The sequence below is a fragment of the Carnobacterium sp. AT7 genome (assembly GCF_000171855.1).
Classification (GTDB): Bacteria; Bacillota; Bacilli; order Lactobacillales; family Carnobacteriaceae; genus Carnobacterium_B; species Carnobacterium_B jeotgali.
On sequence record NZ_ABHH01000001.1, the window covers coordinates 138,247 to 151,372 of the forward strand.

Here is a 13,126-nt window from a genome sequence, read left to right on the forward strand (position 1 = left end):
AATAGAAGGTTCGTTTTTATTTTTTAAATTGTAAGAATAGTCATTTCTTGATTCTGTTCTTTTTTTAACAGAACAATGCCATTGCCTTCTACTTGAATATGATTTATTTGATGCTTGTTTAAAAAAGAAACAATATCAAAATCATACTGTTCTAAAATAGCTGAAATTTCTAAGCGATTTTTTTTATTGGATGTGTTTAAAAGAACGACTACAAATTCTTCCATACTTATCCATCTGATGATCCCCACTAATTCATCTTGTGAAAAAACATAAAAATCGCCATCTTTCAGACTATTTCCATTCTTTCTTAAAGCAATCATTTTCTTTACAACGAATTGAATCTCTTTATTTTCTTTTCCCCATGGATACATTCTGCGATTATCTGGATCTGCTTTTCCTTCAAGACCTACTTCATCTCCATAATAAAGACTCGGAACTCCAGGTAAGACAAACAATAAGAGCAGTGCTTGTTTTAATTTTGCTACATTCTGGTTTAATGCCGTTAAAATTCGTTCAGTATCATGTGTTCCGATATTATTAAAATTACTTTTGAACGCTTCAGATGGATAATTTTCTTTTAAATTCATCCACTTTTCAGCAGCTTCTTGCGGCTTGATGGATTTTCTGAGCAATCCTAGAATAATCTCTCGAAAAGGATAATTCATCGCTCCATGCAACATACCTCCTTCAATATAATGTCGCCTTTTTTCATAAGCAATTTTATTCGAAGCATCTTCCCATACTTCTCCAATAAGTACAGTGTCTTGGATAGTTTCTTGTAATGCTGATCGTATCCCTTTCAGTACATCATCCGATAATTCATCCGCTACATCAAGGCGCCATCCACCTAAACCTAGCTTTGACCACTTGCGTATGACACTATTTTTTTCTTTATAAATGAAAGACTGGACCTCTGGATTTTCCGTATTTAACTTGGGTAAATCTTTCACACCCCACCAAGATTCATAATCTTCCGGAAAATTTTTAAAGGTGTACCAATCAGAATAGACGCTTTTCTTAGACTGATAGGCTCCTACCTCATTATACGTTCCAAATAAATTAAAATAGCGGCTGTCCGCACCAGAATGGTTAAATACGCCATCTAAAACAATATGCATACCCGCTTGTCTGGCTTCTTTAATGAGTTCTTTCATTATTTTTTCATCGCCAAACATGGGATCGATTTTCATGAAATCGCCTGTATCATATTTATGGTTGCTGCGCGCTTCAAATATCGGACTGAGATACAAAATGGTTATACCAAGTGTTTTTAAATAAGGCAATTTTTGGATAATACCCTTTAAATTCCCACCATAGAATTCCCAGCGAACAACTTCCCCTTTTTCGTTCTTAATGTACATTGGCAAATCATCTTGATTAGCATACAAAAAAGAATTTTTTTTGGGATTCATTACTTTTCCATCTTCATTGCCATTGTAAAAACGGTCAACAAAAATATGGTAAGCAACTCCCTCACGGTACCAATTAGGCGAAGCATCATCATAAAGATAGCTGGTTAATTGATACGGTTTAACTTGATTTTCAGCTTCATAGATGTGACCTGCTCCGCCTTTTGATTGTTGATTATTTCCGTAATAAAGTGTCTTTGTTTGCTTTTCTTTATGAAGTGTCAGTTTAAAAAAATAATAATACAATCCTTGTCCTTCTGTTAATGAAATCGTTACTTGGTAGTGAGAATCTCCTTTGGAATGCATTTCTATTTCAAACGTATCTCCAAAATCTTTTTGTACGATTAAGTACACTGATTCAACGACTGGCCATTCACACGTAATAGTAAAAGTTACTTTTTCATTAACCCGTACAGCCCCAAATGGTTTTTTGTGTTCTGTTAACCAAGAATTGTAATAAATTGTTTCCGTCATTTAATTTCCTCAGTTCTACTGTAGTTAACGTTTCTTAGTCGTTATATTGGCTGATTTCCTTTTAAAAAGGGTTTATTTTTTGTGGATAGTCCTTTAACATTCCATATTTCATCCGCATAACGCATAATCGTGAAGTCGGCTGAAAATGGCCCAGAACTTGCAATGTTGATTAATGCTTTCTGATTCCACAACTGTTTGTTTTGGTATAATTCATCTGCTCTTTCTTGCGCTGCAACAAAGCTTTCAAAATCTTGCAAGACATAATATTCATCATTGTATCGAATTAATGAGTCGTAAATCACTCTGCCCTCTTCTTCAATATCCGGAATGGTACCATTTATTAGACACTCCAATACACGATTTAAACGCGGGTTATTCTCTAAGACTTTTTTAGAAGAATAATACCCTTCTCGATTCATTTGATTCACTTCATCATTTGTCAAACCAAACAAGAATATATTATCTTCTCCTACTAGATCCTTGATTTCAATATTTGCACCGTCCAAAGTCGCCATAGTTAAAGCACCATTCAGCATCAATTTCATATTACTTGTTCCAGAGGCTTCTTTACCGGCTAATGAAATTTGTTCACTAATATCGGCAGCTGGGATAATCAATTCTGCCAATGAAACACCGTAATTTTCAACAAAAATGATTTTTATTTTATTTCCTACATCTGGATCATTATTTACCAATTGAGCTAACGCGTTGATAAATTTTATAATTTGTTTAGCATAGATGTAACTTGGTGCGGCTTTTGCTCCAAATATAAAGACTCTTGGTTGCAATTCCACTGTTGGATTTTCTTTGATTTTCAAATAACGATCCAAAATATGAAGGGCATTTAACAATTGACGTTTATAAGCATGTAATCTTTTGATTTGTACATCAAATAAAGCAGTAGGGTCAAGTTCAATGTCGTATTTTTCTTTTGCATAAGCTGCAAAGTGTTTTTTGTTAGCCAGTTTAATAGCTGCTAACTGCTTTAACGTTTCGTCATCTTTCGCGTAAGCTTTAAACTGTCTGAGTTCTGCTGGGCTGGTTTTCCATTCTTTGCCTATTTTCTCATCAATTAACTGTGTCAATTTTTCATTGGCTAAATGCAACCATCTTCGTTGTGTGATACCGTTTGTTTTGTTATTAAATTTAGATGGATACATTTCATAAAAATCTCGCAATGTTTGTTCTTTCAAAATATTTGTATGCAACTGTGCAACACCATTTACACTGTGGCTACCGATAATCGCTAGGTTCGCCATTTTGATATTGCCATCTGAAATAATGGTAGTTCGATAAGTCAATTCTTCCCCATATAAAGGTATTTTTTTATCAATATGGTGTTGATTGATGGCTTCAATGATTTGGTAGATGCGTGGAATCAATTCTTGGACCATTTGAACAGGCCATTTTTCCATAGCTTCTTGCATAACAGTATGGTTGGTGTAACTAATTGATTTCTTCGTAATATCCCAGGCTCTTTCCCAACTCAGACCTTCTTCGTCTAACAAAATACGCATCAATTCTGGAACACATAAAGCCGGATGTGTATCATTAACATGAATCGCTATTTTATTTGGAAAATCACTCCATGGCAGCTGTTGTTTTTTGAAAAAGCGAATGATGCTTTGAATCCCAGCAGATGTAAAGAAGTATTCTTGACGCAATCGAAGAAGCTGTCCTTCATAGTTGGAATCATCTGGATAAAGTACTTCTGTAATTTGATTCACGACTTCTCGTTCAGCACTTGTTTTGAAATTTATTTCTTCCTCAGGTGGTATTTCTGCCGACCATAACCGTAGTTTATTGACGACATCATTTTCATAACCAATCATTCCTGTGTCGTAAGGGACCGCTAAAATATTTTGAGTATTAGAATAAATCGGTCGTAGCTTATTCTCCCCATCCTCTTTCATATAGACTTCTCCACCAAAACGGATCATAACAGCTTTATTCTCTTTTCTAACTTCCCAAACATTTCCGTTACGTAACCAATTTTCAGGCAATTCTACTTGGTAACCATCAACAAATTTTTGTTGAAACAAGCCATAGCGGTAACGAATACCATTTCCATTGCCTGGGATGCCTAGAGAAGCGATAGAATCCATGAAACAAGAAGCTAATCTTCCTAGTCCACCATTGCCTAGAGCTGGATCTACTTCTGATTTTACAATAGCATCAAAATCTAATCCCATTTCTGCTATTCCATCGCGTACTGTATCTAAAATACCTAGATTCAATAGATTGCTTTTCAGCATACGTCCAGGCAAAAATTCCATCGAAAAGTAAAAAACTTGTTTGACTTTATCTTCAAGATACCGTTGACTTGTTTGATTCCAATTTTCAGAAGAATAGACTTTTACGAAGTTCCCTAATGCTGTGTATTGTTGAATAGATGAAGAATCCTTCACATTGGAAGCATACAATCCTTCGAATACTTGTTTAAATTGTTTTTTAAATGCAGTCGTTGTTAACGTCATAGTTTTCTCCCCGTATTCTTTTATAGTTGTTGTTCAACAAATGGTGTGGCTGTTTCAAAATCATTTTGAAAATTCCAACTAATAGATTCCATTTAATTTGCCACAAGCGTTCTTAAAAAAAGAAACTTCAACAGTTAAAATAAGAATAGTTGCCTATTTTTATACTCCTGTTGAAGTTCATCATTATGCCTTAAGTAGCGCTGTGTAAACGTCTATATATTCTTTAGTAGACTTTTCCCAACTAAAATCTTTTGCCATAGCTTGTTTTACCAATGATGACCACGCTTTTGGTTCATCATAATAAAGAGTCAATGCACGATCAATGGTCTCAACCATCACTTCTGAACGAAAATCATAAAAGCTAAATCCAGTTCCTTCACCAGTAACTGGGTTGAAAGGTTCTACCGTATCTTTTAATCCACCCGTTTCATGAACAATTGGCAAGGTGCCATATCGAAGCGAATTCAATTGTGATAATCCACATGGTTCAAATGCTGATGGCATAATAAATAAATCACTTCCCGCATAAATCAACTGGGCTAAGGATACATCAAAATCAATGATGACTTTAAATTTCTCTGGATATTTCCAAGTGAAATAACTAAAACTGTCTTCATATTCTTTTTCTCCTGTACCTAATATCAGAACTTGGATATTTCGTTGCATCAATTCATCTATTTTATCACGTAACAAGTCACAGCCTTTTTGAGTGGTCAATCTACTGACCATAGACATTAACGCAACCTTCTTATCTACTGGTAAACCGACACGTTCTTGCAATGCCAATTTATTGGCCGTTTTTCCAGCTAATTCTTTTGCAGAAAAATGAGCTGGAATCAAATCGTCCGTTTCAGGATTGAAGACATCATAATCGATTCCGTTTAAAATGCCGCTCAATTTATAATTATTGTGCCGTAATACACCATCTAAATTTTCTCCAAACTCAGGTGTCTGAATTTCTTGTGCATAAGTCGGACTTACTGTTGTGACCTGGTCCGCATAAAATATGCCACCTTTTAAGCAATTAATCTGGTCATAGTACTTCAAACCATGCTCATGAAACGTATTGTATCCAATACCATATAAATCAGATAACGCGAGTTGATCGTATACCCCTTGGAACTGGAGATTATGAATCGTTAAAATCGTTTTTATCGATTGATAGTTCTCAATCCAATGGTACTTATCTTTTAGTAAGACTGGAATAATAGCAGTATGCCAATCATTTACATGCAATACATCCGGAATAAAGGCTATTTTTTCCAGCATTTCACAGATTGCTTGCGCAAAAAAGGCAAACCGTTCACCATCATCATCAAAACCATAAATACTTGGACGATCAAAATAGTAAAGATTATCAACAAAGTAGTACACTACTTTGTCCTTTTCCAACTTTTTAATGCCGCAATATTGGCTTCTCCAGCCAACTTTCACTTCAAATTGAACGACATCTTCTAGCTGATATTTATATTTTTGAGGCATCGTACTGTACAAGGGCAATACCACTCGCACATCTATACCTTGTTTTTTTAATTCTTTTGGCAAAGCTCCGGCGACATCTCCTAATCCACCAGTCTTAAAGAAAGGAGCACATTCCGCCGCCGCAAATAGTACTTTCATCTTTTCAGCTCCCTTTTTCAACAGTCATTTTACTATCTTTTTCAATAACTAATGGGTTTTCTTTGGTTCCGGTTAATTTTACTCCTGGACCAATCTTTACACCCTTATCTAAAATGACGTAATTTAATTCTGCTCCTTCAGCAATTTTACAGCCTTGCATAATTAAAGAGTGTCTGACAATTGCTGTTTTTTCAAGGGTAACTTTACGGAAAATAAGTGAATCTTCCACTGTTCCGTCAATCACACAGTCACTGGCAAACTGAGAATTACTAACTTTCGCTTCTTTAGAATAATAAGTTGGTGCTCCATTTTTCACTTTTGTAATGACCGGTTGACTACGATAAAATAATGCATTGTAATTATCCTCATCTAACAAGTCCATATTTGCATCATAATAACTTGAAACATTTTCAATATTTTTCAAGTAACCCGTATATTCATAACCATGTACTTTATTTTTTTTCAAACTGTGTCTAATTAAGACATTGATATCGCCTTTTATACGATTATTCGCTGCCTCAGTCGTTAATTCAACAAATTTGTCCTTGCTCATAATCGCAATTCCCATTCCAATAGCCATTTTTGTTTCATCTTTTGATAGTTCACGTGCTGGAGTCAGAGCAGTTACTTTACTATCTCCTTCTGCCGCAAATGATAAACAATTATCAATCGAATCCGGTAAACAAAATCCTTTTGAAACATTTTTATAAACAATGGTGATATCTGCTTCATTTTCAAGATGGCTTCTTAAAACACCTTTCACATCTACGTTGCACAACATTTTACTGCCCATAACCACTACATAACCTTTTTTAGAATGTTGCACAAAATCAATTTGGTCTTGGTAATAACTGCTAATTTCGCCTGGTTCTAATTTTTCTAAGGCCTCTTTGATTTCTGCTCCTGAGTGAACGAATAAACCCCCACCAACGGTAGAGTCCATCCCCCAAGGGTAACCACTTCGAACGTGATCCATTAATGATCTAGCGCTGCCTCGGACAAATATGGCAACAGAAGAAACTTCTGCACTGTATAAACTAGAAAGCGGAAAATCAATTAATCGGTAACGTGATCCAAACGGCAATGCCGCAACTGCTCTTTTTTTCGTTAAAGGCATCAATTGTCTTTCTGATTCATCTAAATTTAAAACTGCACACAGCTGTTCTTTAATCTTCATCTTTTAACCCTCCTACCTCTTCTGCATATCCAATAACCGTAATATTTTTTTCATCTCCATTAATTTGAGCTCCATCATGAACTTTTGCATTTTCTCCAATAATGGCACAATTGATCGTTACATTTTCTCCAATCGTTACATTTGCCATGATCAGACTGTCTTTAATTGTTGAATTTTTACCCACTTTGACATTATGAGATAAAATTGAATGTTTAACTTCTCCAGCAATATAACACCCATCAGCAATCATTGAATCTGAAACATTTGACGATTTCGTCAAAAATTGTGGCGGCGCAGAAGGATTTTGAGTGTAAACCCTCCAGGATGTATCTCTTATATTCAATGCATGATTTGGATCTAAAAATTCCATATTCGCTTCCCAAAGACTTTCAATCGTTCCTACATCTTTCCAATAGTCTTTAAAAGCGTAAGCAAAAATATTCTCGCTGTTTCTTAAATAAGCAGGGATAACATCTTTCCCAAAATCTTCCATCGTTCTATTTTTCGCATGATTGTCAACAAGATATCTTTTCAACATTGGCCAATCAAAAATGTAGATTCCCATTGAGGCTAAGTTACTTTTAGGTTCTGCTGGTTTTTCTTCAAATTCAATAATTCGATTTGTCTGATCGGTGTTCATGATACCAAAACGGGGAGCTTCTTCAATAGGAACTGGAATAACACCTACTGTTAAAGCTGCATCCTTTTCTTTATGAAATTCAATCATATCTTGATAGTCCATTTTGTAAATATGATCTCCGGAAAGAACTAGTAGATATTCAGGATTATAGCGGTCAATGAAATCAATATTTTGATAAATAGCGTGAGCCGTTCCTTTAAACCATTTTTCACCATCTACACTTGAATAAGGTTGTAAAATCGTTGCCCCACCATCATGTGTATTTAGCCCCCAGCTTTCACCATTTCCTACGTGAGTATTCAATTCAAGCGGCTGGTATTGGGTAACTACACCAACATTTTTGATTCCAGAATTAGCACAATTACTTAATGCGAAATCAATGATCCGATACTTTCCACCAAAAGGTACAGCTGGTTTAGCAATATCTTTGGTTAACTTTCCAAGCCTTGTTCCTTGTCCTCCTGCTAAAATCATAGCTAATGTCTCAGTTTTTTTCATTGTTCTAACGGAAGAATCATCTTGCCATTCTTCCTCTACCCTCCTTTTTATCTTTTAGCTTTTTGGTACTCCGAAAACTCTTTTAGGTCGTAAGATTACTACACTCATTGCCGGTACAATTAGTTCAATCGTATGGTCTTTTTGATTAGTCGTTTCTTTTACCGTTCTCAAAGGTCCCTGATTTCTTGTCCAAACTCCACCATACTCACTCATTTCAGTATTTAAACACTCTTCATAAACGCCTTCAAATGGCACACCCACCCGATAGTTTTTACGTTCAACAGGCACAAAATTGCAAATCACAACTACAAAATCACGTGGCTTTTTCCCTTTACGAATAAAAGTTAAGACGGTTTCATCCGCGTTATCCGCATTTAAAATTTCAATACCGGCTGCTTGATGATCAATTTCCCACAAAGCCCGTTCTTTTTTATAAATAGCATTTAAAGTTTCCATAAAATGTAAATGTTTGGCATTCATCTCATCGGTCAAATTTTGCCATTCTAATCCTTCATGAATTCGCCATTCTAGAAACTGACCAAAATCATTTCCCATAAAGTTTAATTTTTTACCTGGATGAACCATCATAAATGCCTCTAAAGTGCGTAAGCTAGCAAATTGATTGTATCGATCGCCTGGCATTTTATGCATTAAAGATTTTTTTCCGTGAACAACTTCATCATGAGAAAATGGTAAAATAAAATTTTCATTGAATGTGTACATGAAAGAAAAGGTGATTAAGTTAAAATGATGTTTCCGTAATGCCGGGTCCATTTCAAAGAACTTTAAGGTATCGTTCATCCACCCCATATTCCATTTGTAATTAAACCCTAAACCTCCCATATGAACAGGCTTTGTAACGTTTGACCACGCTGTACTTTCTTCAGCAATCATCAGTGTTTCAGGATGCCGTTCAAATACTTTTTTGTTTAATTTTTTTATAAACTCAACGCCTGCTCTATTATGATTGCTTCCATCTTCATTAGGTACCCACTCACCAATATCATAATCCAAGTACAACATACTTGACACGGCATCAACTCTTAGTCCATCTAAATGGAATTGTTCGATCCAGTAAAGAGCGTTAGAAATTAAAAAGCTTTGAACCTGATCTTTGCCTAAGTCAAAGTTCATTGTGCCCCATCGGTTATTTTCAGCTTTATTCTTATCAGCATATTCAAATTGTGGTGTCCCATCAAAATAAACCATACCGTAATCATTGCGATTAAAATGACCTGGAACCCAATCCATTAACACGCCGATATTTGCCAGATGAGCCGCTTCTACAAAATCTTGAAACTCTTCCATCTTGCCAAATTTTGACGATAATGCATAGTACCCAGTCAATTGGTACCCCCAAGATGCATCTAAGGGGTGTTCCATCAAAGGCATAAATTCAATATGCGTATAACCCATCTTCTTTACATAAGGAATTAGTTCATTTTGTAATTCAGGGATGGTATACCAGCTATCGTCATCATGATGTTTCCAAGAGCTGAGGTGTACTTCGTAGATATTTAGAGGACGTTCATAAACAGAAAAGCGTTTTTTACTGGCCGTCCAAAGACCATCTTTCCATTTCTTTTTCGGCAAATCTTTTACAACTGAAGCATCTTTAGGTCTTACTTCAAATTCAAGCGCATAGGGATCAATTTTTAATTTTACCGTACCATCAGATTGTTCTATACGGTATTTATAACATTGCCCTTCGATAGCTTGCTCACTAAATACTGTCCAACTGCCTGTACTGGCTATTCTTTCCATTTCGAGGCCTTCATGCCAATCTGAAAAATCTCCTACTAAACCAACACTTTTTGCATTAGGAGCCCATACAGTAAAACGAAAACCAACTTTCCCTTCAAAATTTTCCCGCTTACATCCCATAGTTAGATAACTATTAAAATGCTCACCCGTGTTAAACAAATACAACTCTTTTTCAAGATTAGCTTTAATTTCATCATTTACCGATCTATTCGTCACTTGATTCACTCCCAACTAAGCATTCTAAAATATGAAACTTTTCATCGTTTTATCATCTTTCTTTCATTTTACAACGAAACGATTTAATAATCGACCTAATCTTATAATTCTTTTAAAGTATTCCATTCAATCTTATGTTTGTAGTATACCATTATTTGAGGAAATCGCTTACTAATACACAATTGAAATTTTTATTTCCTCTACTTTGATCCTAAATTTAGAGTTATTTAGTTTTTAATTGGCTTCAGAATAAATACTGAATTGTTTATATTTAATAGTTCAATGTATTCGTCTAAACTATTTTCTTAGCAAAACCTTTTTTGTTTAATTGTTTGCCAATCTTTCTGTTCAAATAGAAAGAAATCCTAGCAAATGCTTTGTTAAAAGTGCGTAACACTGTTACTAATGGTAAAATGAAACTAACTAAGATTAGTTCTCCTTAGTTTTAACGACTAAAAAAGACTAGCGGAACGTCTCTTAAAGGAGGTGAATATATTGGAAATACTCTTATTAACTGTTGGCTTTATTGGTTTAGTAATAGCGGCATTAACGCCTCAATCGACGTTAGGTGGACTTTTAGCACTAGCAAGCTTTGGTGGTTACTTCTATTTAAACAGTTTAGAAAATTGGGTCCCTATTGTTATTTTCATTTTAGGCATTTGTCTACTAATCTTTGAAGTTTTTGTACCAGATTTTGGTGTAGCAGGTATCATTGGTTTTCTTTTAATTGTTGGCGGTGTTTATTTAACTAACGATGATTTGGGACTAGCGCTACGCGATTTAAGCATTGCAGTAGTAGCCGCTTCATTCTTAGTCATCATGCTTATTAGAAGAGGTTATTCCTTAGCTCATATAGAAAAACTCGTCCTTAAAAATAATTTGGACAAAAAAAGTGGTTTTTCGAGTAATAATGATGCATCCGTTTATTTAGGAAAAACGGGAACAACAACTACGCCTCTTAGACCATCTGGGAAAGTTCAGTTTGATGGCACAGAATTAGATGTCGTAAGCACAGGTGAGCACATTGATGCTGATGTTTCAGTTGTAGTTACAAAAGTAGAAGGATATAAAATTAGTGTTAGGAGAGTGGATTAAACATGACAACAGCTACAGAAACCACAACAAATTGGATAGGTTTTCTATTTATAGCCATTATCGTAATTATCGTTATCAGCTTATTTTTCCGTTTCGTACCCGTTGGATTATGGGTCACAGCCTATTTTTCAGGTGTCAAAGTCAACATAGGAACTCTTGTAGGAATGCGTTTAAGACGAGTAGCTCCACAAGATATTATCCGTCCACTAATCAAAGCGACTAAAGCTGGTTTAGATATCGATATCAACGAATTAGAAGCCCATTATTTAGCTGGTGGAGATATCAACCAAGTTATCGATGCTTTAATTGCCGCACAACGTGCAAATATTGATTTAGTATTTAAACAAGCTGCTGCAATCGACTTAGCAGGAAGAAATGTTTTTGAAGCCGTACAAGTCAGTGTTAATCCTAAAGTTATTGAAACACCTCAAATTGCTGCCATGGCAATGAATGGTATTGAAGTTAAAGCACGTGCAAAAGTAACGGTTCGTGCAAATATTGAACGACTTGTCGGTGGTGCTGGTGAAGAAACAATCATCGCTCGTGTTGGCGAAGGTATTGTAACAACCGTTGGTAGTGCCGCTAGACATACAGATGTTTTAGAAAATCCAGACTCGATTTCAAAAACAGTTTTAAGAAAAGGATTAGATTCTGGTACAGCTTTTGAAATTCTTTCAATTGATATTGCGGATATTGATGTTGGACGGAACATTGGTGCCAGCTTACAAATGGAACAAGCCCAAGCAGATAAAAATATCGCTCAAGCTAAAGCCGAAGAAAGACGTTCAATGGCGATTGCTCAAGAACAAGAAATGATCGCTGAAGTTCAAAAAATGCGCGCTCGCGTGGTTGAAGCTGAAGCCGAAGTACCTTTAGCATTAGCCGAAGCATTAAGATCTGGTAATTTAGGGGTAATGGATTATTACAATATGAAAAACGTTAATGCTGATACTAAAATGAGAAACTCTATTACAGGTTCTACAGAGAGAGAAAGTGATGAATAATGAATAGTTTATTGACCCTTGTTATTTTATTTCTAATAGGGACTGCATTCTTTTCTTTCATAACAACCATATTTCGTATTTTCATGTCCTTAATTGGAAATTCATCTGCTCCTTCAAAAGGCAAACAAAGACAAATTTCTCAACGAGCAGATTTAACTCACAAAGACTCTATTTCTTTAAAAGATGCTTTTATCGCTCACGACCCTGCCAGACTAAGATCACAAAAGAACACACCTGTTGACTCTTCCAAAAAAAGAAATCAGCAGACCCGTTCAAATCAATTATCTAGTCGTATGCAACAAGATGCAGCGCAAAGAAGAGCAGCAAACTTGCAAAAAAATACCAAAAGACGACCAGAACCCGTTCATTCCTCTTCCACTTCAAAATCAACTCTTTTTCACGAAAAAGAGTTGAAGAGAAATGCCAATCATACACAGTTTGAAAAAAATGATTTAACCACTTTAGTTCCAATTGAAAAAGTAACTTCTACAAATAAAGTTACTCATCCATCTCGAACTAAAAAAAATCAATTTCAAAAAGATCTTGTCAGAGGGATGATTTACAAAGAGATTTTAGATAAACCTCGTAGTTTAAGATAATATAAAAAAACGGCTCTTCGTCAAATAGTGAGGATGCTTCTAAAAATTCTTTCGGAATAGACGGATTTGCTTGAAAGATCTTAAGCCTAAAGTCTTAAGATCTTTCAAGCCTCAAACATCGCTTAATCGCTAAAGCGTTAAAGCGGTGTAATT

At 35.4% G+C, this 13,126-nt stretch carries 9 protein-coding genes; 3 read left to right on the forward strand and 6 right to left on the reverse strand.

Going from position 1 to position 13,126, the window contains the following annotated elements; all coding sequences use genetic code 11:
- Positions 1-23: 23 nt before the first annotated feature.
- The 6 genes from CAT7_RS00630 to glgB all read right to left on the reverse strand — a co-directional run bounded on the left by CAT7_RS00630 (position 24) and on the right by glgB (position 10,275).
- On the reverse strand, positions 24-1,883 hold the full coding sequence (locus CAT7_RS00630) for a glycoside hydrolase family 13 protein (RefSeq protein ID WP_007720815.1): 1,860 nt from the start codon (positions 1,881-1,883) through the stop codon (positions 24-26).
- A 41-nt stretch (positions 1,884-1,924) separates the two neighbouring features.
- On the reverse strand, positions 1,925-4,360 hold the full coding sequence (locus tag CAT7_RS00635; protein ID WP_007720817.1) for a glycogen/starch/alpha-glucan phosphorylase: 2,436 nt from the start codon (positions 4,358-4,360) through the stop codon (positions 1,925-1,927).
- A gap of 183 nt (positions 4,361-4,543) precedes the next feature.
- Positions 4,544-5,980, reverse strand: coding sequence for a glycogen synthase GlgA (gene glgA / locus CAT7_RS00640; RefSeq protein ID WP_007720819.1), 1,437 nt, complete (start codon positions 5,978-5,980; stop codon positions 4,544-4,546).
- A gap of 4 nt (positions 5,981-5,984) precedes the next feature.
- On the reverse strand, positions 5,985-7,157 hold the full coding sequence (gene glgD, locus CAT7_RS00645) for a glucose-1-phosphate adenylyltransferase subunit GlgD (RefSeq protein ID WP_007720822.1): 1,173 nt from the start codon (positions 7,155-7,157) through the stop codon (positions 5,985-5,987).
- Positions 7,147-8,295, reverse strand: coding sequence for a glucose-1-phosphate adenylyltransferase (locus tag CAT7_RS00650; RefSeq protein WP_007720824.1), 1,149 nt, complete (start codon positions 8,293-8,295; stop codon positions 7,147-7,149). The genes glgD and CAT7_RS00650 overlap by 11 nt, the downstream gene beginning before the upstream one ends.
- Positions 8,296-8,349: 54 nt before the next feature.
- Positions 8,350-10,275, reverse strand: a complete 1,926-nt coding sequence (gene glgB / locus CAT7_RS00655) for a 1,4-alpha-glucan branching protein GlgB (RefSeq protein WP_007720826.1) — start codon at positions 10,273-10,275, stop codon at positions 8,350-8,352.
- Between the two features lie 486 nt (positions 10,276-10,761).
- Here glgB and CAT7_RS00660 point away from each other — a divergent pair, with 486 nt between their 5' ends.
- The 3 genes from CAT7_RS00660 to CAT7_RS00670 are packed head-to-tail and all read left to right on the forward strand — an operon-like array spanning position 10,762 to position 12,973.
- Positions 10,762-11,370, forward strand: a complete 609-nt coding sequence (locus CAT7_RS00660; protein ID WP_407921359.1) for an NfeD family protein — start codon at positions 10,762-10,764, stop codon at positions 11,368-11,370.
- A gap of 2 nt (positions 11,371-11,372) precedes the next feature.
- Positions 11,373-12,374, forward strand: coding sequence for a flotillin-like protein FloA (gene floA, locus CAT7_RS00665; RefSeq protein WP_007720829.1), 1,002 nt, complete (start codon positions 11,373-11,375; stop codon positions 12,372-12,374).
- Positions 12,374-12,973 (forward strand): hypothetical protein, encoded by a 600-nt coding sequence (locus tag CAT7_RS00670; protein ID WP_007720831.1) that lies wholly within the window; start codon positions 12,374-12,376, stop codon positions 12,971-12,973. Before floA ends, CAT7_RS00670 begins: the two co-directional genes overlap by 1 nt.
- The last annotated feature ends 153 nt before the right edge of the window (positions 12,974-13,126 follow it).

Excerpts from the sequence above, each read along its gene's own strand:
- CAT7_RS00670 (WP_007720831.1), top strand. The coding sequence starts at position 12,374 with ATGAATAGTTTATTGACCCTTGTTATTTTATTTCTAATAGGGACTGCA.
- floA (WP_007720829.1), top strand. The coding sequence starts at position 11,373 with ATGACAACAGCTACAGAAACCACAACAAATTGGATAGGTTTTCTATTT.
- CAT7_RS00650 (WP_007720824.1), bottom strand. The coding sequence starts at position 8,295 with ATGAAAAAAACTGAGACATTAGCTATGATTTTAGCAGGAGGACAAGGA.
- glgA (WP_007720819.1), bottom strand. The coding sequence starts at position 5,980 with ATGAAAGTACTATTTGCGGCGGCGGAATGTGCTCCTTTCTTTAAGACT.
- CAT7_RS00630 (WP_007720815.1), bottom strand. The coding sequence starts at position 1,883 with ATGACGGAAACAATTTATTACAATTCTTGGTTAACAGAACACAAAAAA.
- CAT7_RS00635 (WP_007720817.1), bottom strand. The coding sequence starts at position 4,360 with ATGACGTTAACAACGACTGCATTTAAAAAACAATTTAAACAAGTATTC.
- glgD (WP_007720822.1), bottom strand. The coding sequence starts at position 7,157 with ATGAAGATTAAAGAACAGCTGTGTGCAGTTTTAAATTTAGATGAATCA.